The following is a 22,628-nucleotide window of genomic DNA, read 5'->3' as shown; positions in this document are numbered from 1 at the left end:
CTCATGCGTTTACGCTTATTCGTCGGCTTCTTTCACCTGACGAACGACGTCAATCACGCTGCCATCGCGATAGCGAATAACGCCGACGATGCGCTCGTGAAACTCGATAGCGCGTGGTTCCCCCACCAGCGCAATCGCACGCTGATACAGATCTTCAATCGTCATCACCGTCAGACCCGCCTGTTTCAGGCGTTCAGCAACTTCAGGGCGCGCCGGGTTAACGGCAATGCCGTGATCGGTCACCAGTACGTCAATGCTTTCTCCCGGCGTAACCCGCGTCGTCACCTGACGCACCACGGTCGGGATACGGCTACGAATCAGCGGCGCAACCACGATGGTCAGGTTCGCTGCCGTTGCGACGTCACAGTGTCCGCCGGACGCGCCGCGCATCACGCCGTCAGAACCGGTGATGACGTTGACATTAAAATCGGTGTCAATTTCCAGCGCGCTGAGAATCACCATATCGAGCTGATCGCAGCTGGCGGCTTTAGAGCTTGGGTTGGCGTAAACGTTAGTGGAAATCTCGACGTGATTCGGGTTCTTCGCCAGCGATGCAGCCGCATTGGCATCGAAACACTGGGTATCGATCAGTTTTTCGATCAGTCCTTTTTCGTGCAGATCGACGATCCCGCCCGTGATGCCGCCGAGCGCGAAGCGCGCTACGATGTTCTGTTGACGCATTTTATCTTCGAGGAAACGCGTACAGGCCGTAGAAGCCGCGCCGGAACCGGTCTGGATCGAGAAACCATTTTTGAAATAACCGGCATGTTCAATCACGTCTGCCGCGGAACGAGCGATCAGCAATTCACGTGGGTTGCTGGTGACGCGCGCCGCGCCCACGCTGATTTTGGCCGGATCGCCCACTTCATCTACCTGAACGATGTAGTCCACCTGATCCTGCACGATGCTGGCTGGCATGTTCGGGAATGGCACCAGCGCTTCGGTCAGCAGCACCACTTTATGGGCAAACTGCGCATCAACCATCGCATAGCCCAGCGAACCACAGCTGGATTTCCCAACAGTGCCGTTAGCATTACCAAATTCATCGCTGCACGGGACGCCCAGAAAAGCGACGTCAATATTCAGTTCACCGCTTTGCAGCAGATGGACGCGACCACCGTGGGAATGAATTTGTACCGGTTCTTTCATTAATCCATGAGAAATCGCATCGGCCAGCTTGCCACGCATCCCCGAGGTGTAAATCCGGCCGATCACGCCCGCTTTAATGTGCTCGATCAGCGACGCGTTACAGCTCATCAGCGAGCTGGATGCCAGCGTCAGATCGCGAAAGCCCATGCGAGCCAGCGTATCAATCACCCGATTAATCACTTTATCGCCTTCGCGGAAATGGTGATGGAAAGAGATCGTCATTCCATCTTTCAGTCCGCTGTGGCGAATCGCCTCCTCCAGATCGGCGCACAGTTTGCGCTCATGTTTTTGGGCGACATCATTCAGCCACGGCGTATTGTGGTTGGCGTTGACGAAGGGTTGCAGATGACGTTTTTCCGGGTACTGCTTTTGCAGTGCTTCAATAAAATGACTCATTGTCTAATCCTGTAATTCCTGAGAGCGGCCATTGCGGTGTAATCGCGCAATAGCTATTTGCGAACGCCGGAGGCCTGAGCACGTTCCAGCACTCTTCTGGCGTGGTCGATGATTGGCCCGTCGATCATTTTCCCGTTCAGGGAAATCACGCCCAAGCCGGCACGCTCGCCCTCATCGGCGGCTTTGATCACCAGATGGGAATAGTCCACTTCATCCTGCGTGGGAGCATAGGCGTTGTGTAGCAGCTCAATCTGGCGTGGGTTAATCAGGGATTTACCGTTAAAGCCCAGTCTGCGGATCAGATCGACCTCTTTCAGGAAGCCCGCATCGTCATTGACGTTGGGATAAACCACGTCGAAGGCGTCAATACCGGCAGCGCGAGCCGCGTGTAGCACCGCGCAGCGGGCATAAAAAAGCTCTGTGCCGTCACCGCGTTCCGTCTGCATATCCATCACGTAGTCGAACGCTGCCAGCGCAATCCCGATCATGCGCTCGGAAGAACGGGCAATCGCGACGGCATTAATCACGCCCACCGCAGACTCAATCGCCGCCATAATGCGCGTGGAGCCAACCTCACGACCACAGGCTTTCTCGATACGAACCAGATGATGTTCCAGCTCATCGACATCGTCGGTGGAGTCAGTTTTCGGCAGGCGGATCACATCGGCACCACCGCGCACGGCGGCTTCAAGATCCAGCAGGCCAAACGGCGTACTTAACTGGTTGATGCGTACCACGGTTTCAATATCACGGTACATCGGGTGCTGGAGCGCATGGAAAACCAGCAGGCGCGCGGTGTCTTTCTCGCGCAGGGAAACGGCATCTTCCAGATCGAACATGATGGAGTCAGGCTTATAGATAAACGCATTAGACAGCATGGCGGCGTTCGCGCCGGGGAGGAATAACATGCTGCGACGAAGCTTATTCATTATAATTTCTCCCATTCAATCTGCTGTCCGTCTGCGGCGCGCAATACCGCGCTTTGCACGCGAGCACGAATGACACAATCCAGCGCGCCTTTATCATCCACAATGATCGTCCCTTCCTGTACGCCCAGCGCTTTCAACGTGTCATTCACGACCTGTTTGATTTGATGACCGAACTGTTTCATCACTTCGCTGTTGATGACCACGGTGAGTTTTCCCTCTGCCGGTGCCACTTTGACCAGCAAATCGCTGGATTCAAAGGTGCCCGCCAGGGACTCCTTAACAATCTTCATAGACTTATCCTGATTAATTTTAATTACGCGTATTCGGGTTCGTAGTAGCGCTGTAAATGCGCAAAGGTTGAGGCCGGCACGATGTCCTGAATACGGCTGTACTGCCGAAGTTTGAGTAATTTCCTGACTTCCGAAGCGGAAATTGCCAGTCCTGATGTTTGCCGTTTGCGTTCAATTTCAACCACGCTTAACGCGGGGGAAGACACCGTCTGGTCTTTCTCCAGCCAGTAGTGCATGTCCTGGTTGTACTGATACGTCACCGGGCAAAAGGGTTCGGTGCCGACGAAGCGCTGGGTAATCCCCAGTGCTGGCGCGATATACTTCCTGAAAATGATTAAATCCAGCGCCGCGTGGGCGCGTGTGATCAGCTTCTCTTCCTTAAGGAAGTAGCCGGGAAACGTCGCTTTAGAGATCATGTAGTGAGAACCGGCATGTACTGTCAGATTGCGGATGTGTTCCACACCGCGCTGTACCATCTCCAGACGTTCACTGAATGGGAAAAAGGAAACGTCTTCCCGCACCACGAAAACGTGCAGCCAGTCACACGACTGCGCCGCATGCTCCGCCAGATAGCGGTGGCCCAGCGTGAAGGGATTCGCGTTCATGACAATCGCGCCGATCTTTTTATCTGCCTGCGTCGCGAGCGATTCAGGATGCGCAAACGCCGACAAAGACTGGCAATATTGCTGAATGCCAATCGGCGTGTTTTCCATCAGCACCGCGCTGTCCTGATAGCACGCCAGCGGGTAGAAACCACATCCGCGAAAGATGTCGACATTTTCTGGTCGGGTATAGAGAAACAGGTGAAAGTGGCCGCGCTGCGCCGCCTGCTGCATCACTTCATTCACTACCTGCACGCCCAGATTGAGGTGTCTGAATTCAGGATCGACCGCAACGCATTTAATGGTGTTGGCGGCTAGCCCCGCGCAGGCAATCAGCCGCCCACCCCGTTTGCCAACCACCACGATGTCAATATCGTCATCCATGCCGAGCTGGCAGTGTGCGAGGAACTGTCGTACGGCATCCCTCTCCTGCTCCCGAAGGCGCACATCCAGCGTGTCAAAAAAGACGGAATCATTGGCATACATCACGGTTCTTCCTGCAACTCGAATTATTTAGGCAATCTATTACAGGCTGCCGGTTTAGCGTCGGCAGCCTGGTACTTACACGGATAGTCAGTGCGCGACGGCTTCAGCCGTTGCCTGAACCGATTTCACCGGCGCAGCGGCATCCACTATCGTGTTACGCAAATGGCCAATGTTTTCGATTTCAACTTCAATGCAGTCACCCGCTTTCATAAACAGCGGTGGATTGCGTTTTTTACCCACGCCGCCCGGTGAACCGGTAATGATCACGTCGCCGGCACTCAGCTCGGTGAAGGTGCTGATGTATTCAATCAGTTCAGCGACTTTGTGGATCATGCTGCTGGTATTGTCGTCCTGCACCATGCGGCCATTCAGATACGTGCGGATCGCCAATACATGCGGATCGGGAATTTCATCCGTAGTGGTCAGATAAGGGCCGAACGCACCGGTTTTTTGCCAGTTCTTACCCGCAGTAAACCAGCTGTGCTGCCAGTCACGCGCAGAACCATCCATGTAGCAGCTGTAGCCTGCGACATGAGAGAGCGCGACATCCTGAGAAATATTCTGTCCACCTTTACCGATAACGACGGCCAGCTCGCCTTCATAATCGAACTCGCTGGAATAATGCGGTTTGATAACTGGCGTCGCGTGCCCGGTTTGCGAATCCGCAAAGCGCACAAATAATGTTGGCGCGGGATTCTCTTCATTAAATTCCTGACGTTTAGCGGCGTAATTCATCCCCACACACAGTATTTTCCCTGGTGCGGTAATAACCGGTAAGAACGTCACATCTGCGACCGGAATATCCGGCGTACTCATACTGAATTCGTGTGCAACGTGTAACGCATTCTGCGCCAGCAGTGTTTTCAGATCGGGATAGCGGTGACCAATTTTACCGCCGAGATCGATTAATCCCGTTGGCGTATAAATGCCGTAACTGTCCTTACCGTTATAACGATAGCTTGCAAGTTTCATAATATTTCCTGTGCAAAATAAACCCACGCGCATTGGCGGTTTTTATTCTGTTAACTCAGCTCATTTTTCAACGTAATACTTATTTATCTCAGCGCCGTTTTATTTTCTGAATGGCATCAGACTAAAAAGTTGGCGAGCACCAGCAGTGATATCGAAACGTTAATCGCACCGCCGATACGCGTGGCAATCTGTGCGAATGGCATCAGCACCATACGGTTACCTGCCGTCAGAATCGCAACGTCACCGGTACCGCCTTGTCCGCTCTGGCAGCAGGAAATAATGGCAACATCAATCGGGTGCATGCCGATTTTTCTACCCACAAAAAAGCCAGTCGCGACCAGCGTCACTACGGTAGAAATAATCACCAGCAGGTTTTGAATCGTAAAAGCGTTCACTAATTCCTGCCACGGTGTAATCGCCACACCCACGGCAAACAGAATCGGATACGTCACAGAGGTCTGGAAGAACTTGTAAACGACCTGAGAACCTTCCAGCATTTTCGGTGAAACACCGTGAGCCAGTTTCACCAACACCGCAGCGAACAGCATGCCAACCGGTGCAGGCAGGCCAATGACTTTGTGACCAAGCATACCCACCATATACAGCAGGATTGCCAGCAGAGCGCCTGAGGCAATGGTCGTGACGTCGGCTTTGCCGCTAAAGGCAGAAGCCGGTGTGCTGCTTGCGCCACCGCCCAGGTTATTGTCTTTATTCGGCATCAATTCACCTTCACCGGTCAGGTGTGGATAGCGTTTACCCAACTGATTCAGAACACCGGCAAGAATGATCGCGGTCAGGCTGCCCAGCATGACGATAGGCAAGACGCGCCCCAGCGCAACGCCCTGATCCATATGCAGAATCGTGGCATAACCGATAGACAGCGGGATAGCACCTTCACCCACCCCGCCCGCCATAATCGGCAGAATCAGGAAGAAGAAGATTTGGAACGGATCCAGGCCAAGCGCAATACCTACGCCCATGCCCACCAGCATGCCAGCGACTTCACCGCACAGCATAGGGAAGAAAATACGCAGGAAGCCCTGAATCAGCGTCTGCCGATTCATACTCATGATGCTGCCGACAATAATGCAGCAGATATAGAGATACAGGATGTTGGTACTTTTATAGAACTTGGTCGTGGATTCAACGACAACGTCCGGCAGCAGGCCGTAATGCACCATCGCCGAGGGGATAAAGGTCGCACAGATTGCCGCCGCCCCCATCTTGCCGATAATCGGCAGACGCTTGCCAAATTCACCACAGGCAAACCCGAAGAATGCCAGCGTCGCCACCATCACGACGATGTCGCTCGGCAACTTGCCACTCAGGCAGTCGATGCCGATTAATACCCCCGCCAATACAAAAAGCGGCACTGGGATAATACCTACTTTATAGGTATCCAGAACGTGCCACCATTTTTCCTTTAATGAGGCCTTCCCAGCCGCCTCATTATTTACCACAATATATGAATCATCAGTCGTGCTCATAACTCTGTCCCCGTTTTATTTTGTCCGCGAATGATAGGGGGCGGTCACCTATTATTATGTGATTCCCTTCAAATTAAAAAATGAGTTTTAAAGGTGTTTATGGTTTTTATGGTTTATATTCAAAAATCGTTTATTACGCAGGCGGTTAGATGATTTTACGATCAAAATAAACTTTATGGTTTCTATGGAGTTTATGGTTTTTATTTCCTAAAAATGACTATGTTGATAAAACGTAATTAAGTTGTTTATTAAAGAAAACAGATGCGTTTAATTTTATCTGTTTATTACTGCCATCGTATTGGTAACAACCTATTTAAACGTGTTATTGCTCACAAGTTTTTTCCTCTCAGTCCATTCTTATTACCATTCGTGATAAATTCATCAGCTATTTTTCGTTCACCGGCAGGCTACCGCACATCATGAGAGTAAGACTTTCCTTTCATATCAAATTATTTATCTATTTGATCGTCTTCTTCTCTTCGTTACTTCTGATGACGGGTATTTATTATTACCACGATATCGATAAGCAGCTGTATTCCGAGCTGGGTACTCGAGCGCAGGTACAGGCCAGAGAAATCGCCATCATCCCGTCCTTGATTGAGTCGGTGAAGCATAAAGACATCAAGCAGATCAGCACGCTCGTTCAACAATTGAAGCTGCGCAGCGACGCCAGCTATATCGTGATCGGGGATGATCAGGCGCATCACCTGTTTCATTCTGAAGATGCCAGTCTTGTCGGCACGCAAATGGTGGGCGGCGATAACGTTGAGGTACTCGCCGGAAAAAGCACTATCACCGTGCGCCGGGGCGGCATTGGTATCTCACTACGCAGCAAAGCACCGATTGTAGCTGATGGTCAGGTTATTGGTATTGTCTCCGTCGGCTATCTGAAAACCCATATAGACAACCTGACGTTCAGTAAACTGGCGCATATCCTGCTGGCGATTCTGGCGATGTTTGTCGCACTGTTTATCTTTTCCTGGTGGTTCTCGCGTAATCTGAAAAAACAGATGTTTGGCCTCGAACCCCTGGAGATTCGTATGCTGGTCAGGCAGCAGAAGGCGCTGCTCGAATCAATCTACGAAGGGGTGATCGCCATCGATAAGCAGCACCGCATTGCTGCCATTAATCATGCCGCCAAAGAAATCCTTGGACTGAACGAACCTTCCTATCTGTTACGCGGCAAGCCGATTGATACCGTCATTAAACCCGTCCCCTTTTTCTCCGGCGAGGCCATGTGGAACAGCGACACCCACGATGAGATCTGCCGGTTTAACCACGCCACTGTGATTGCCAGCCGGGTGCGGATCATGCTGGAGGATGAGCTTCAGGGTTGGGTCATCAGCTTCCGCAGTAAAAATGATATTCACACGCTTAGCATGCAGCTCAGTCAGGTGAAACGTTACGCGAATAGCCTGCGCATTCTGCGCCACGAGCAGTTGAACTGGACCGCGACGCTAGCTGGGCTCCTGCATCTAAAACGCTATGACGAAGCCATCAAATATATTGAAGCGCAGTCGGAAAGCGCGCAGGTGGTGTTGGATTTTGTTTCGCGCCGCTTCTGTTCGCCCGCGCTGTGCGGGCTGCTGTTGGGCAAGTACGCGACGGCACGGGAAAAAGGCATTGAGATTGTTTTCGACCCACGCTGCCAGCTCACCCACATTCCACCCGCGCTGAGTGAAACGGAACTGATGTCCATCATTGGTAATTTGCTGGATAACGCGATGGAAGCCACATTAGCCACCACCGCGCCACATTATCCTGTCGAGGTGTACATCTATAACAGCGAACAAGAGCTGGTCATTGAAGTCGCCGATCAGGGAACGGGTATCGATCCCGCCATTGCCGATAGCCTGTTTGAAATGGGCGTGACCAGCAAAACGCAGGGCGATCACGGGCTGGGGCTGCATCTGGTCGCCAGCTACGTCAATCAGGCTCAGGGAATGATCGAAGTCTCGGCCAACCAGCCGAAGGGCAGCATATTTTCCCTATTTATTCCGATGTCCCCCCAATAATTTGAGCGGCAGCGTATTGAACAACGCACAGGCCGCTTGAGGTATAACGGACACACTATTTTATAATTCAGAGACTAACAGGGATTCACACCATGCAGCACACTGAACATTTCGATGTCTTAATCGTTGAAGATGAAAGTAAGCTGGCAAATATTCATGCTGAATTTATTGAGAAACATTTCAATCTGCGTGTCGTCGGGATTGCCGCTACGCTTTTTGAAGCCAAAAAGCTCCTTCAGCAGCACAGGCCACGTCTAATCCTGCTGGATAACTATCTGCCTGACGGCGAAGGGGTTTCGCTGATTGAAAGCCAACTGCTCAAGGGGATGGACTGTTCCGTCATCTTTATTACCGCCGCCAGCGATATGAATACCTGCGCTCAGGCGATTCGCTGCGGGGCCTTTGACTACATTATCAAACCGCTCTCCTACCCACGGCTGCGCTCTTCGCTGGAGCGATTTATTCAGTTCGTAAAGACCCAGCACACCTACAAAATTGTCGATCAGCAGAACGTCGATATTCTCTATCAGCTGCAATCGTCCGGCACTGCCTCCTCCTCATCAGCAAAAGGCATTGAAGAGAACACGCTGGGGTTGATCAAGCAGATTTTTGCCAACGATGGAGGCGATACACTCTACTCTGTCGATGAGATCGTCGAAAAAACGGGGCTCAGTAAAACGACGGCGCGCCGCTATCTGGAATTCTGCGTTGAAAACCAGTTCCTCGATATCGAAATGCGTTACGGCAAGATTGGTCACCCACGTCGGCTGTATCGTACAAAAAGCACCCTGTAGGTGCCATAAACCGTACGCTATGGCGACAATATGCGCCGCCATAGCGTATCCGGCAGAGGCAGACGACGATATGCAATAAAAATTGAGATAAAACTCGGATAAGGTAATAACGTCATTCACTACTTGGGGACGATTCACCAGCATTAAAACCAAACTTAACCATTCGTTACTTTCACTCCATTTTTATTTCAACATATTTCTAAATTAATCACTTTCTTCTCAATTTTTTAAAGATTAAAAAAATAATCACAATTTTCTGTGTTTATTCTGATAACGAGTAAAGTAACGCCTATTGGTAATTCAACCCGCACTTGCTGTGCAGGTGTCCAACCATAAGAGAGAAGCCTCACAAATTATTATTAGTTTCTTCGTTCACACTAAAAAAAATCGCCATAAATCCGATAAGCACCATGGGTCATATCGCTATTAATTCGTTACCCGACACCAGTAATTCATCCCCGGAGAGACGTCATGTTCTTAGCCAAAAAAATCAGAAATCTTAAAATATCCCAAAAGCTGTATCTTGGGTTTGGGGTAATCCTGCTACTGGTCATCATTGCATCGCTACTGAGCGCAGGGCGCTTCAGAGAAATTCGTGATATCTATGAAAAAACCAATCTTATTTACAACATCAACATCGAAGTCTTTCAGGCCAAAATAAACCGCCTGAAGTATTTTTATTCCTATGAAGAGAAGTCGCGTGAAACCATGGCGGGCTTCGTTAAACATGCATCAGAGTTAACCACTGAAGCGAAAACGCTCTCATGGAGCCCAGAAGGCGCGCCCCTCGTCAACGATCTCGGCCAGCACCTGACCGAATTTCAGAACGCTATCACCGAGATGGGGAAAGCCACGCAGCGCCTGGTAGAAAATCGCGACAAAATCAGCACCGCCAACGGGCAAAATATTACCGCAGACTTTTACGCCAAGCTGCGTCAGCAACCTTCTGATAGCGCGACGCAGTATCAAGCTGAAGATTTGGCAACGCAGGTTTCAGAACTCAAGCCGTTATCCTATGAGCTGCAGCTTAAGCAAAATGCCGATGCCGCGAAGAAGCTCGATGAGGCTTTTAGCCGCTTTGACAGCAGCTATCAGGCCGCCACTGCGGCACTGACGCCTGAACAAAAGGTCGCGGCAGAGGGCCTGCGGAGCTATGTCACCAGCTATAAAAAGCTCAATGCTGATTACTTCCAGAGCGTCAACGATCTGAAAAAAGCCGAAGACGGCGTGAAGGTTGGCGGGGATAAAAGCAGTGCCTCCATTAAAGCGCTTATCACTATCGTCAAAGAGAAGAATGACGAGCTGGCATACGGTTCCGCGACTATCACGATGATCATTGGCCTCATCGCCGTCGTGATCGGTATTATCATCTCACTGCTGATTACCCGCCAAATCACCCGTCCCGTGATTCATAACCTTTCTCTGGCGGAAAAAATCGCCGCAGGCGATCTGACCTCAACAATCGTGGCTGACCGCGATGATGAGCTGGGCCAGCTAACGGCCGCCATGGGCAGAATGAACGAAAAACTGCGCCATATGATCAGTGATGTACGTGACAGCGTGGACAGCGTGTCGACCTCTGCTGCCAAGATTGCCGCCGGCAATAGCGATCTCTCCTCGCGTACCGAGCAACAGTCGGCCGCCGTGGTAGAAACCGCCGCCAGCATGGAAGAACTGACGTCGACTGTGAAGAACAACGCCGAAAACGCCAAACAGGCGAGCCAGATCAGTACCGAAGCCTCGCAAAATGCGCACAAAGGCGGAGAAGTGGTACGGGATGTGGTAGATACCATGTCAGGGATTTCAGACAGCTCACGAAAAATTGCCGACATTACCGCCGTTATCAACAGCATTGCTTTCCAGACCAATATTCTGGCGCTCAACGCCACGGTAGAGGCCGCACGCGCCGGGGAGCAAGGCCGTGGATTCGCCGTGGTTGCCAGCGAGGTACGGACGCTTTCTCAACGCACCTCTCAAGCTGCGAAAGAAATCGCCAGCCTGATATCCGAATCGGTGTCGCGTATCAATGTCGGCACACAATTGGTGGCTAACGCGGGAACCGCGATGGATCAGATCGTCTCCTCTGTCTCGCGGGTTAACGACATCATGGGAGAAATAGCCTCCGCTTCCGATGAGCAAAGCCGCGGCATTGAGCAAATTTCTCGCGCCATCAGCGAGCTTGATACCACCACGCAGCAGAATGCAGCGCTGGTAATGGAATCCTCAATCTCCGCTAACTCGCTGGAAGAACAGTCTGCAATACTGGAAAGTATGGTGGCGAACTTCCGCCTGTCCGATCACGAGGGGCGCAAACCCAAAGCAACTCTCCCCAGTTTGCCGCCACAGCAGAAACACTTACCGCCTGCATCAAAACAAACGCAGGATTCCGGCTGGACAACATTCTAACGTTTTACCTTCCAGCCCTGATATCACGTCAGGGCTGGATTCAACGGCATAACATTATTCAACGATAAATAAATCGTTAAATAATCAGTAGGCTACGTTAATTTGGCAGTATTTACATAAAAAACTATGCATTTGCACATTCTATCTTGATACCCATCACAGAATGTTATTATCCCCTACTTTGGCACTAACATCGCGATAAGAAAACCCGATAACTCATAGTAGTGAGTCATAAAAAGCTGTTAGCAATAAAATCGTGAGCATTATTTTTATTAAAAAAGCGTCACACATGGAGAGTTATAATGCAGCATTTTGCTAGTCGAATTCGTAACACAAAAATCGCACATAAACTGTATGCCGGATTTGGCATTATTTTATTACTCGTTATTGTTGCCTCATCGCTTAGTACAAAAAGATTTAAAGACATCAAAGATATCTATGAGAAAACCAATCTTATTTACAGCATCAACATTGAGGTATTTCAGGCAAAAATAAACCGTGTTAAATATTTCTACGCCCCCGATGAGAAGACAAAAGATATTCTGGCAAAATTCGTTAAAAGCGCGACAGACTTAACAGACAGTGCAAAAACTCTGGCTTGGAGCGCCGATGAGTTAGGCCACATCAACAGCTTAAAAGAAAACTTAGAGGGTTTTCAGACATCGGTATCCGCCATGTCTGTTGCGACACAAAAAGCAGTTGAGATTCAGGGAAAAATGAATCAACTGCATGCACAAGCCACGCTGGAACCCGTTGCACAGACCATTCATAACACCAGCTCGTTCCCCGATAATGATGCTTATTACGCGATGAGCAAACTGGCTTTCTTATTGAGTGAGGTGCAAAAACTGAGTTATGAGCTGCAAATAACAAAAGATGAGAAAACAATAGCCGCACTGAATAACCGTTATGCAGAGACGGAATCAGCCTATCAGGCCTTACCGATTTTACCTTCCGATCTGAAAGGCCAGGCGGATGCATTACGCAATTACATCAAGCAATATCAACAGATTAACGCAGACTATTACACCGCTTTCGATGACGTGAAAAAAGCAGAGTATTTGGTCATGAGAGCAGGAACGAAAAGCAGCGCAGACATCAACGCGCTGACGGCCATTATCAAAGCGAAAAACGATGAACTGGCCTATAACTCCGCCACCATTACGATGATTATCGGCTTCATTGCCGTCATTATCGGTATTATCATTTCGATCTACATTACCCGGATTATCACCCGACCTATCATCCATAATCTGGCATTGGCGGAACGTATTGCCAGTGGTGACCTGACGACGACAATTCAGACCGATCGCCACGATGAACTGGGGCGGCTTACCCACGCAATGGGGACAATGAATGAACAGCTGCGCCACGTTATCTCCGAAGTGCGGGACAGCGTCGGTAGCGTTAGCCAGTCAGCAAGTAAAATTGCCACAGGCAATAGCGATCTTTCATCACGCACCGAACAGCAGTCGGCTGCCGTCGTTGAAACCGCAGCCAGCATGGAAGAACTGACATCAACGGTGAAAAACAACGCCGATAACGCTAAACATGCCAGCCAGATCGCTGCCGATGCCTCCAAGAATGCGCTGAAAGGCGGTGAGGTCGTGAAACAGGTTGTGACGACCATGGACAATATCGCGGCCAGCTCCAAAAAAATCGCCGATATCACCACCGTCATCAATAGCATTGCTTTCCAGACCAACATTCTGGCGCTGAACGCCGCGGTAGAAGCCGCACGCGCCGGTGAACAAGGGCGCGGTTTTGCCGTGGTCGCAGGCGAAGTACGCAGTTTATCGCAGCGCAGTTCTCAGGCTGCCAAAGACATCGAAGCGTTGATCTCAGAGTCCGTCGAGCGCACCAATGCGGGTAGCCATCTTGTGGCAGTTGCTGGAGAAACCATGGAGCAAATCGTCGATTCCGTTTCTCGCGTGAACGACATCATGGGGGAAATTTCATCCGCGTCTGAAGAACAGAGCCGGGGAATTGGGCAAATCGCGCAGGCCATCAGCGAACTGGATACCACCACTCAGCAGAACGCTTCGCTGGTAATGGAATCTTCCATTTCCGCCAACTCGCTGGAAGAACAGGCTGTATTGTTAGAGAAGTTGCTTGAGCACTTCCGCGTGTCCCAATCGGATAACCGCACAGGCTCACGCGCATCATCCTCCGCGTCACGCCACGCGCTGCCAAAACGTCTATCAACGGCAGACAAAAAAACCGCATCGTCAGAAAGCGACTGGACGTCGTTTTAACGCCTCACGCCCGGATGCTTCACACACATTCGGGCGTATCAGAAACCCTGTCGCGGTGTATCAAAAAATCGAAGCAAATAGACTAGAACGCATTGGGATTCGCGCTACAAGCCCTCGTTCAACGGCATCGTTGAGGGATTAGGGTACTGATACTCAAACCCGAGTTCATGGCAGATACGCTGTCCATCCACAATCTTCCCCTGATCGCTGTCGGTTACGGGCGCAAACTGCGGCGGAGACAGGTGCAATCTGCGCGCCTGTTCAGGATAAAAGTCCTGTCTGGCAGGATGTTCTGGCGCACACAGATTATAGATATGCCCGCCGTTTGGAAGCTTAAGCAGCAATAGGATCGCCGCCAGCACATCTTCCTGATGTACAAGATTCACGCCATGATTACCGCGCGGCAGATTGGTTTTGCCCGCAAGGAAACGTCCAGGATGGCGTTCACCACCGATCAGCCCCGCAAGACGCAAGATATCGACGGAGGTATCAGGTAGATGCTGCAACCACTGTTCGAGGGACACCAGCGTTTTCCCTGCTACCGTCGTCGGCTGTAGCGGCGAGTTTTCTTTTGCCGTGCCGCTGCTATCGCCATAAACCGAGGTTGAACTGGTGAAGATAATACGCGGGACATGAAACACGCGCGCCATATTCACCAACTGCTGTACCGCTTGGGCATACCCATCGCCCCCTTCCGCCGTTCGGCTAGCGGGCAACGTCACGATCAACACGTCAACCTGTAGTAGTGCGCTAAGTTCATCAGCGTCACATTCCAGTTCAGGCGTCAGCGCCAGTTGATAACACTCAATACCGCTCATACGCGCCGCTTCAACGCCATCCTGAGTGGTTTTCGTCCCTGTCACGTGGTAGCCGTGCCCATTCAGCGCCAGAGCTAGCGGCATACCCAGCCAGCCCAATCCCACAATCGATACTTTTTTCATCAGCCGTTCTCCCCTGCAAGGAGCCTGTTAATTAACACTATACTCTACATAATTCGAGTTTCAGGCAGGCGGCAAGAGAAGGCATCCCGATGAGCTTACTCAAGTAAGTGATTCGGGTGACTGACAAATCTGCCAGAGGCAGGTTTGAACGCTGCTTGCAGCGGCCCCAACGGGGCGAGGTCCACGCTAGTGGACCGAGTAGCGTCGCCAACGCACATGCAACTTGAAGTATGACGAGTATACGCACGCCTACAGAGTAAACGGCTTTGACGCCCACCGCTACGGATGCCTGTCCGATTTCCGTAGTCTTTTCTGCCTATCAAAAGCGGATATCCAGCGCGATTATGCTGGCACATCACGCAACCAAAACGAACTTCCCACATCTGCTAAAAAAATGTTGCACAACAGCCCGAACATGGTTTAGGTTATTCGACAGAAATCGTTATTGGTTTAATAAACACTGACACAACAATATTTGTACAACAAAGAGACATCTTATGACACGCGTTCTGTTTAACCACCATCATCACCATCATCCTGATTAGTCTTTCGGGCAGTTGGTGCTGGAAGACATTAAGATCTTCCAGTGGCGCAGAACACAAAGAGAGCCCTCGGAAGATCACCTTCCGAGGGTTTTTTTATGGCCCAATGTTTCTAAAAATTTTAAATTTGACAGGTTAATGAGGTTTCCATGCTGGATAAAACACGTTTACGGATAGCAATGCAGAAGTCAGGTCGCCTGAGCGACGATTCACGAGAGTTGCTGGCGCGCTGCGGGATCAAAATCAACTTACAGCAACAGCGTCTGATTGCATTCGCAGAAAATATGCCGATTGATATCCTGCGCGTACGCGATGACGATATTCCTGGTCTGGTCATGGATGGCGTAGTCGATCTGGGCATCATCGGCGAAAACGTGCTGGAAGAAGAGCTGTTAAACCGTCGTGCACAGGGTGAAGATCCGCGTTACTTCACGCTGCGTCGTCTGGATTTCGGCGGCTGCCGCCTGTCGCTGGCGATGCCGCTGGACGAAGCCTATACCGGTCCTGAATGTCTGCAAAACAAACGTATCGCCACCTCTTATCCTCACCTGCTCAAACAATATCTCGACAGACAATCCGTCAATTTCAAATCCTGTCTGCTCAACGGTTCCGTCGAAGTAGCACCGCGTGCCGGTCTGGCCGATGCTATCTGCGATCTGGTCTCTACCGGTGCCACGCTGGAAGCCAACGGCCTGCGCGAAGTGGAAGTGATTTACCGTTCCAAAGCCTGCCTGATTCAGCGCGACGGCGAGATGCCAGAAGAGAAACAGCTGCTGATCGATAAACTGCTGACCCGTATGCAAGGCGTGATTCAGGCACGTGAATCGAAATACATCATGCTGCACGCGCCTAGCGAACGTCTGGAAGAAGTCATCGCCCTGTTGCCTGGCGCTGAGCGCCCAACCATTCTGCCACTGGCCGGCGACCAAAGCCGCGTTGCCATGCACATGGTCAGTAGCGAAACGCTGTTCTGGGAAACGATGGAAAAACTGAAATCGTTGGGTGCCAGCTCCATTCTGGTTCTGCCTATTGAAAAAATGATGGAGTGATGACGATGGCTGACAACACCAACAGCACCGGCAGTTTTAGCACGCTCGTTGACTGGCAGCGCTGTTCAGCAGAAGAGCAGCGTCAGCTACTGACTCGCCCGGCTATTTCCGCATCAGACCGCATCACCGCCATCGTGAGCGATATTCTGGCAAACGTGAAAAGCCGTGGTGATAGCGCGTTACGCGACTACAGCGCACAGTTCGATAAGGTTCAGGTGAATGCGATTCGCGTCACCGAGGCCGAGATTTCCGCCGCCTCCGCCCGTTTGGGCGATGAGGTAAAACAGGCGATGGCGATCGCCGTGCGTAATATCGAGACATTCCACAACGCGCAAAAACTGCCGATTGTCGATATCGAAACGCAGCCAGGCGTACGTTGCCAGCAGCTCACTCGCCCTATCGCAACCGTCGGGCTGTATATTCCTGGGGGCTCTGCCCCGCTGCCGTCAACCGTGCTGATGCTGGGAACGCCTTCACGCATTGCCGGCTGTGGTCGTGTCGTACTGTGCTCACCGCCGCCGATTGCCGATGAAATTCTGTATGCCGCACAGCTGTGCGGCATTAAAGAAGTCTTTCAGCTCGGTGGCGCGCAAGCGATTGCTGCGATGGCATTTGGCACCGAGAGCGTGCCGAAAGTGGATAAGATCTTTGGCCCCGGTAACGCATATGTCACGGAAGCTAAGCGTCAGGTTAGTCAGCAGCTCGATGGCGCGGCCATTGATATGCCCGCTGGGCCATCCGAAGTATTAGTGATCGCCGACAGCGGCGCGACGCCCGCGTTTGTCGCCTCCGACCTGTTGTCGCAGGCAGAACACGGTCCGGATTCACAGGTCATTCTGCTCACGCCTGACGCAGCAATGGCTAAGGCCGTGGCGGACGCCGTTGAAGAACAGCTCACGCAATTGTCCCGTGCGGACATCGCGCGTCAGGCGCTTGCCAGCAGCCGCGTCATCGTTGCGCGTGATTTGGCGCAGTGCATTGAAATCAGCAATCAATATGGTCCAGAGCACCTAATCATCCAGACGCGCGACGCCGAATCACTGGTTGATAGCATCACCAGCGCGGGTTCAGTTTTCCTTGGCGACTGGTCACCAGAATCCGCGGGCGATTACGCCTCCGGCACTAACCATGTTCTGCCGACCTATGGCTATACCTCGACCTATTCAAGCCTGGGACTGGCCGATTTCCAGAAACGCATGACCGTACAGCAGCTCACTCCGCAGGGGTTACTGCAACTGGCGCCGACCATAGAAATATTGGCACAGGCCGAACAGCTGACCGCCCACAAAAACGCCGTTACCCTGCGTGTTGCAGCACTGAAGGAGCAAGCATGAGCAGCATTGAAGAACTGGCACGCGCCAATGTCCGTGCGCTGACGCCGTACCAATCTGCCCGTCGTCTGGGCGGTAACGGCGATGTCTGGCTGAATGCCAATGAATACCCTGAAGCACCAGCATTTCAGTTAACGTCACAGACGCTGAACCGCTACCCGGAATGCCAGCCAGTCACGGTGATCGGCCGTTACGCCGAGTATGCTGGCGTAACGCCGGAGCAGGTTCTGGTCAGCCGCGGTGCCGACGAAGGTATCGAGCTGCTGATCCGCGCGTTCTGCGAACCGGGAAAAGATGCCATCCTGTTCTGCCCACCAACCTACGGCATGTACGCCGTCAGCGCCGAGACATTTGGCGTGGAACGTCGTACCGTAGCCAGCAAATCAGACTGGCAGTTGGATCTCGACGCGATTGAAGCACAGTTGGACGGCACTAAGGTCATTTACGTATGTAGCCCGAACAACCCAACCGGCAACCTGATCGCACGGGAGGATTTGCGTCAGCTACTCACGCTGGCACAGGGAAAAGCGCTGGTCGTTATTGATGAAGCCTACATTGAATTCTGTCCGCAGGCGACCACCTCGGTCTGGCTGGACGAATTCCCACATTTGGTGATTCTGCGTACCTTGTCCAAAGCCTTTTCACTCGCTGGATTGCGCTGTGGCTTCACGCTGGCAAACCCTGAGGTCATTCAGCTTCTGCTGAAGGTCATTGCCCCTTATCCGCTGTCCACTCCCGTAGCGGATATCGCCGCGCAGGCGCTGAGTCACGAAGGGATCGCCAAAATGAAGGCGAATGTTGAGGAGATTACCTCCGCTCGCCGCTGGCTGAGCGATGCCTTAAAAGACATTCCCTGCATTGAAGAAATCTTCCCCAGCGAGAGTAACTATTTGCTGGTGCGCTTTACCGCCTCCCCTTCTGTATTTAAAACGCTGTGGGATCAAGGCATTATTCTGCGTGACCAAAATAAGCAACCGAGCCTCGCAGGCTGTTTGCGCATTACTATCGGCAACCGCTACGAATGTGAACGCGTTGTTGCTGCATTACAATCATTGCCGGGCATCAACGCTTAATTTTAAGGAGCTCACGTGGGCCAGAAATACCTCTTTATCGACCGTGACGGAACATTGATTGCTGAACCGCCTGAAGATTTTCAGGTTGACCGTCTGGATAAACTGGCGCTGGAACCAGATGTCATTCCCTCGCTGCTGGCGCTGCAAAAAGCCGGTTATACGCTGGTGATGATTACGAATCAGGATGGGTTGGGAACCGAGAGCTTTCCGCAGGAAACCTTCGATCCACCGCACAACCTGATGATGCAGATTCTAACATCGCAGGGCATCCGTTTTGAGCAAGTGCTGATCTGCCCGCATTTACCCGCGGATAACTGCACCTGTCGCAAGCCCAAGACCGAGCTGGTGACTGCCTATTTGAACAACGGCCTGATGGATGTGGCGAATAGCTACGTCATCGGTGACCGCCAGACCGATATTCAACTGGCACAGAACATGGGCATAACCGGGCTGCTCTATCAACGTGGCGGGCTAAACTGGCAAGCGATTACCAACCAGTTGACCAAGCGTGACCGCCATGCGCACGTCAACCGCGTCACGCGTGAAACTGCGATTGATGTGAACGTCTGGCTGGATCAGGAAGGTGGCAGCAAAATCAACACCGGCGTCGGCTTCTTCGATCACATGCTGGATCAAATCGCCACCCACGGCGGATTCCGCATGAACATTGAAGTGAAAGGCGATCTATACATCGACGATCACCACACGGTAGAAGATACCGGTCTGGCGCTGGGCGAAGCCCTGAATAAAGCGTTGGGCGACAAACGCGGTATTGGCCGTTTTGGCTTTGTTCTGCCGATGGATGAGTGTCTGGCACGCTGTGCCCTGGATATTTCTGGACGTCCGCACCTGGAATACAAAGCGGAATTCAGCTACCAGCGTGTTGGCGACCTGAGTACAGAAATGGTCGAACACTTCTTCCGTTCTCTGTCTTATTCCATGGCCTGTACGCTGCACCTGAAAACTAAAGGGCGTAACGATCATCACCGTGTGGAAAGCCTGTTTAAAGTCTTCGGGCGCACGCTACGTCAGGCAATTCGCGTCGAGGGTGATACGCTGCCGAGCTCGAAAGGAGTGCTCTGATGAAGGTCGTCATTCTTGATACCGGCTGCGCTAACCTCTCTTCGGTGACCTACGCCGTGCAGCGGTTGGGGTATACGCCCGTGGTAAGCCGCGAGGCCGAGATTGTCCTGCAAGCGGACAAGCTGTTTCTGCCGGGCGTTGGCACCGCACAGACTGCGATGAATCAACTGGAAGAGCGCGACCTGATTGCGTTGATCAAAGCCTGTACCCAGCCCGTTCTCGGTATTTGCCTCGGCATGCAGTTGCTGGGCACAAACAGCGACGAAAATGGCGGCATTCCCACGCTCGGCATTGTTGATTCACCGGTGAAAAAGATGGTTGACCACGGCTTACCGCTGCCGCATATGGGCTGGAATCAGGTCATTCCGAAGGCCGGACATCGTTTGTTCCGCGATATCGATGACGGTGCCTATTTCTATTTCGTTCACAGCTATGCCATGCCGGTCTGCGAAAACACGATTGCCCAAGCCAACTACGGCGAAGCCTTCACCGCTGCGCTGGAAAAAGATAACTTCTTTGGCGTGCAGTTCCACCCTGAGCGTTCGGGTGCGGCGGGCGCGCAACTGCTGAAAAACTTTCTGGAGATGTAGAGCGTCATGATTATTCCCGCATTAGATCTGATTGATGGGCAGGTTGTCCGTCTGCATCAGGGTGATTATGGCCAACAGCGCCAGTACGGTAGCGATCCGCTCCCCCGCTTGCAGGATTACCAGCAACAAGGCGCAGGCGTGCTGCATCTGGTGGATTTGACCGGTGCAAAAGATCCCTCTGCCCGCCAGATTCCGTTATTAACGACGCTGTTGGCTGGCGTTACCGTCCCCGTTCAGATTGGCGGCGGCATCCGTACCGAACAGGACGTGGAAGCGTTATTAAAAGCCGGAGCCAGCCGTGTCGTCATCGGCTCCACCGCCGTTAAGCAGCCGGAACTCGTTCAACAATGGTTCACCCGCTACGGTGCAGAAGCGCTGGTGCTGGCGCTGGACGTTCGTATCGACGCCAACGGCACGAAGTTCGTCGCCATCAGCGGCTGGCAGGAAAATTCAAACGCCACGCTTGAGCAGGTCGTTGAACAATATCTGCCGTTCGGTCTGAAGCATGTGCTGTGCACTGACATTTCTCGTGACGGTACGCTGAGCGGTTCCAACGTCGAGCTCTATCGTGAAATCAGCCAGCGCTACCCGCAGATTGCCTTTCAGGCATCCGGCGGCATCGGCAACTTGACGGATATCGCCAATTTGCGCGGCAGCGGTGTGCAGGGCGTGATCGTGGGTCGTGCGCTGCTGGAAGGTAAATTCAACGTCGCGGAGGCTATTTCATGCTGGCAAAACGGATAATTCCCTGCCTGGACGTGCGTAACGGTCAGGTCGTCAAAGGTGTACAGTTCCGCAACCACGAAATCATCGGCGACATCGTCCCGTTGGCGCAGCGCTACGCGCAGGAAGGGGCCGATGAGTTAGTTTTTTATGATATCACCGCCTCTTCCGATGGCCGTGTAGTCGATAAAAGCTGGGTATCCCGCGTCGCGGAAGTGATTGATATTCCCTTCTGCGTGGCGGGCGGCATTAAAAGCGTGGAAGAAGCCGGTCAGATCCTCTCTTTCGGCGCGGATAAAATCTCCATCAACTCACCAGCGCTGGCCGACCCAGAGCTGATTACCCGACTGGCTGACCGCTATGGCGTGCAGTGCATCGTCGTTGGGATTGATACCTGGCACGATGCTGCGACGGGCCGCTACCATGTCAATCAATACACAGGTGATGAAGCGCGCACCAAGGTCACCACTTGGGAAACGTTAGAATGGGTTGAAGAAGTGCAAAAACGTGGCGCAGGTGAGATTGTCCTGAATATGATGAATCAGGACGGCGTGCGTAACGGCTATGATTTACACCAGTTAAATCTGGTGCGTGATGTCTGTCATGTCCCACTCATTGCTTCCGGCGGCGCAGGCACCATGGAACATTTTCTGGATGCGTTCCAAACCGCCCACGTTGATGGCGCGCTGGCAGCATCGGTGTTTCACAAGCAAATTATTAATATTGGCGAGCTGAAACAATATCTTAAGCAACAGGGTGTGGAGATTCGAGTGTGTTAAGCGAAGCAATTTTTCTAAACGACGAACAACGAAACCAACTCGATTGGGAAAAAACGGACGGTATGCTGCCGGTTGTCGTGCAACATGCGGTATCCGGTGAAGTGTTGATGCTGGGCTACATGAATCAGGACGCGTTGCAGGCTACGGAAGAGAGTGGCAAAGTCACGTTTTTCTCGCGGACCAAGCAGCGCTTGTGGACGAAAGGCGAATCTTCCGGCCATTTCCTGAATGTCGTCTCTATCACGCCGGACTGCGATAACGACACCCTGCTGATTCTGGTTAACCCTATCGGACCAACCTGTCACCTTGGCACCAGCAGCTGCTTCTCGCCTGCTGCCAGCGACTGGACGTTCCTCTATCAGTTAGAGCAACTGCTGGCCGAGCGTAAGCATGCTGACCCAGATAGCTCTTACACTGCGCGCCTATATGCCAGCGGCACCAAGCGCATTGCGCAGAAAGTCGGTGAGGAAGGGTTGGAAGCGGCATTAGCGGCCACGGTGCATGACCGCGAAGAGCTGACCAACGAAGCCGCAGATTTGATGTACCACCTGCTGGTGCTGTTGCAGGATCAGGATTTAGATCTGGCGACCATCATCAATCGCCTGAAAGAACGTCACAATAAGTAAACCTGTTCCCCGCGTTATCAGTCGTTGATAACGCGGGATAGCCATATGCTGTCAGATAACCGCGTCATATCGACGGAAGTACGGAGAAGATGCTGACCATAAATGTAAAA

At 52.1% G+C, this 22,628-nt stretch carries 20 protein-coding genes and 1 other annotated feature; of the genes, 13 read left to right on the top strand and 7 right to left on the bottom strand.

Going from position 1 to position 22,628, the window contains the following annotated elements; genetic code table 11:
• Positions 1 to 15 precede the first annotated feature (15 nt).
• The 6 genes from citF to BUB06_RS00285 all read right to left on the bottom strand — a co-directional run bounded on the left by citF (position 16) and on the right by BUB06_RS00285 (position 6,311).
• Complete coding sequence (citF, locus tag BUB06_RS00310) at positions 16 to 1,545, bottom strand: citrate lyase subunit alpha (RefSeq protein ID WP_039472714.1); 1,530 nt, start codon at positions 1,543 to 1,545, stop codon at positions 16 to 18.
• Between the two features lie 53 nt (positions 1,546 to 1,598).
• Positions 1,599 to 2,474: a citrate (pro-3S)-lyase subunit beta gene (gene citE, locus BUB06_RS00305; RefSeq protein WP_010305292.1), complete on the bottom strand. Its 876-nt coding sequence runs from the start codon at positions 2,472 to 2,474 to the stop codon at positions 1,599 to 1,601.
• The gene (gene citD / locus BUB06_RS00300) at positions 2,474 to 2,764 is read right to left on the bottom strand and encodes a citrate lyase acyl carrier protein (protein ID WP_039357949.1); all 291 of its coding nucleotides are present in this window, start codon (positions 2,762 to 2,764) and stop codon (positions 2,474 to 2,476) included. The genes citE and citD overlap by 1 nt, the downstream gene beginning before the upstream one ends.
• Positions 2,765 to 2,787: 23 nt before the next feature.
• Entirely contained in the window at positions 2,788 to 3,852 is a 1,065-nt protein-coding gene (gene citC, locus BUB06_RS00295; protein ID WP_039472712.1) for a [citrate (pro-3S)-lyase] ligase, read from the bottom strand.
• A gap of 87 nt (positions 3,853 to 3,939) precedes the next feature.
• Positions 3,940 to 4,824 carry a fumarylacetoacetate hydrolase family protein gene (locus BUB06_RS00290; protein WP_010305304.1) on the bottom strand — a complete coding sequence of 295 codons (885 nt, stop codon included), beginning with the start codon at positions 4,822 to 4,824 and terminating at the stop codon, positions 3,940 to 3,942.
• A gap of 116 nt (positions 4,825 to 4,940) precedes the next feature.
• Positions 4,941 to 6,311: a 2-hydroxycarboxylate transporter family protein gene (locus tag BUB06_RS00285; RefSeq protein ID WP_039472706.1), complete on the bottom strand. Its 1,371-nt coding sequence runs from the start codon at positions 6,309 to 6,311 to the stop codon at positions 4,941 to 4,943.
• A gap of 419 nt (positions 6,312 to 6,730) precedes the next feature.
• On the opposite strand from BUB06_RS00285, the gene BUB06_RS00280 reads away from it, so the two are divergent.
• From BUB06_RS00280 to BUB06_RS00265, 4 genes are all read left to right on the top strand, one after another.
• Complete coding sequence (locus tag BUB06_RS00280) at positions 6,731 to 8,326, top strand: ATP-binding protein (protein WP_039472705.1); 1,596 nt, start codon at positions 6,731 to 6,733, stop codon at positions 8,324 to 8,326.
• 92 nt (positions 8,327 to 8,418) lie between these two features.
• Positions 8,419 to 9,120, top strand: a complete 702-nt coding sequence (locus tag BUB06_RS00275) for a response regulator (RefSeq protein WP_039472703.1) — start codon at positions 8,419 to 8,421, stop codon at positions 9,118 to 9,120.
• Between the two features lie 471 nt (positions 9,121 to 9,591).
• A complete protein-coding gene (locus tag BUB06_RS00270; RefSeq protein WP_039472702.1) occupies positions 9,592 to 11,526 on the top strand; it encodes a methyl-accepting chemotaxis protein in 1,935 nt (644 codons plus the stop codon).
• Between the two features lie 302 nt (positions 11,527 to 11,828).
• Positions 11,829 to 13,781, top strand: a complete 1,953-nt coding sequence (locus BUB06_RS00265) for a methyl-accepting chemotaxis protein (RefSeq protein ID WP_039472700.1) — start codon at positions 11,829 to 11,831, stop codon at positions 13,779 to 13,781.
• 104 nt (positions 13,782 to 13,885) lie between these two features.
• On the opposite strand, the gene BUB06_RS00260 is transcribed toward BUB06_RS00265, so the two are convergent.
• Positions 13,886 to 14,722 (bottom strand): SDR family oxidoreductase, encoded by an 837-nt coding sequence (locus BUB06_RS00260; protein WP_039472690.1) that lies wholly within the window; start codon positions 14,720 to 14,722, stop codon positions 13,886 to 13,888.
• Positions 14,723 to 15,219: 497 nt separating this feature from the next.
• Between BUB06_RS00260 and hisL the strand changes: the two genes are divergently transcribed.
• From hisL to hisIE, 9 genes are all read left to right on the top strand, one after another.
• Positions 15,220 to 15,267, top strand: a complete 48-nt coding sequence (hisL, locus tag BUB06_RS21830) for a his operon leader peptide (protein WP_106389040.1) — start codon at positions 15,220 to 15,222, stop codon at positions 15,265 to 15,267.
• Positions 15,243 to 15,364 (top strand) — a sequence feature (His leader region). Its footprint overlaps the gene before it by 25 nt.
• A gap of 49 nt (positions 15,365 to 15,413) precedes the next feature.
• The gene (hisG, locus tag BUB06_RS00255; RefSeq protein ID WP_010277135.1) at positions 15,414 to 16,313 is read left to right on the top strand and encodes an ATP phosphoribosyltransferase; all 900 of its coding nucleotides are present in this window, start codon (positions 15,414 to 15,416) and stop codon (positions 16,311 to 16,313) included.
• Positions 16,314 to 16,318: 5 nt separating this feature from the next.
• On the top strand, positions 16,319 to 17,647 hold the full coding sequence (gene hisD, locus BUB06_RS00250; RefSeq protein WP_029368343.1) for a histidinol dehydrogenase: 1,329 nt from the start codon (positions 16,319 to 16,321) through the stop codon (positions 17,645 to 17,647).
• Complete coding sequence (hisC, locus tag BUB06_RS00245) at positions 17,644 to 18,717, top strand: histidinol-phosphate transaminase (protein ID WP_039472688.1); 1,074 nt, start codon at positions 17,644 to 17,646, stop codon at positions 18,715 to 18,717. Before hisD ends, hisC begins: the two co-directional genes overlap by 4 nt.
• Before the next feature lie 15 nt (positions 18,718 to 18,732).
• The gene (hisB, locus tag BUB06_RS00240) at positions 18,733 to 19,800 is read left to right on the top strand and encodes a bifunctional histidinol-phosphatase/imidazoleglycerol-phosphate dehydratase HisB (protein WP_039472685.1); all 1,068 of its coding nucleotides are present in this window, start codon (positions 18,733 to 18,735) and stop codon (positions 19,798 to 19,800) included.
• Positions 19,800 to 20,390, top strand: coding sequence for an imidazole glycerol phosphate synthase subunit HisH (hisH, locus tag BUB06_RS00235; RefSeq protein WP_039472684.1), 591 nt, complete (start codon positions 19,800 to 19,802; stop codon positions 20,388 to 20,390). Before hisB ends, hisH begins: the two co-directional genes overlap by 1 nt.
• A 6-nt stretch (positions 20,391 to 20,396) precedes the next feature.
• On the top strand, positions 20,397 to 21,134 hold the full coding sequence (gene hisA, locus BUB06_RS00230; RefSeq protein WP_010301046.1) for a 1-(5-phosphoribosyl)-5-[(5-phosphoribosylamino)methylideneamino]imidazole-4-carboxamide isomerase: 738 nt from the start codon (positions 20,397 to 20,399) through the stop codon (positions 21,132 to 21,134).
• Entirely contained in the window at positions 21,116 to 21,892 is a 777-nt protein-coding gene (gene hisF, locus BUB06_RS00225) for an imidazole glycerol phosphate synthase subunit HisF (RefSeq protein ID WP_010301049.1), read from the top strand. Before hisA ends, hisF begins: the two co-directional genes overlap by 19 nt.
• A gap of 8 nt (positions 21,893 to 21,900) precedes the next feature.
• Positions 21,901 to 22,518, top strand: coding sequence for a bifunctional phosphoribosyl-AMP cyclohydrolase/phosphoribosyl-ATP diphosphatase HisIE (gene hisIE, locus BUB06_RS00220; protein ID WP_455769228.1), 618 nt, complete (start codon positions 21,901 to 21,903; stop codon positions 22,516 to 22,518).
• The last annotated feature ends 110 nt before the right edge of the window (positions 22,519 to 22,628 follow it).

Origin of the sequence: Pectobacterium carotovorum (assembly GCF_900129615.1) — a bacterium.
In the GTDB taxonomy this organism is placed as follows: Bacteria; Pseudomonadota; Gammaproteobacteria; order Enterobacterales; family Enterobacteriaceae; genus Pectobacterium; species Pectobacterium carotovorum.
This window is presented reverse-complemented; position numbering and strand designations above follow the sequence as displayed.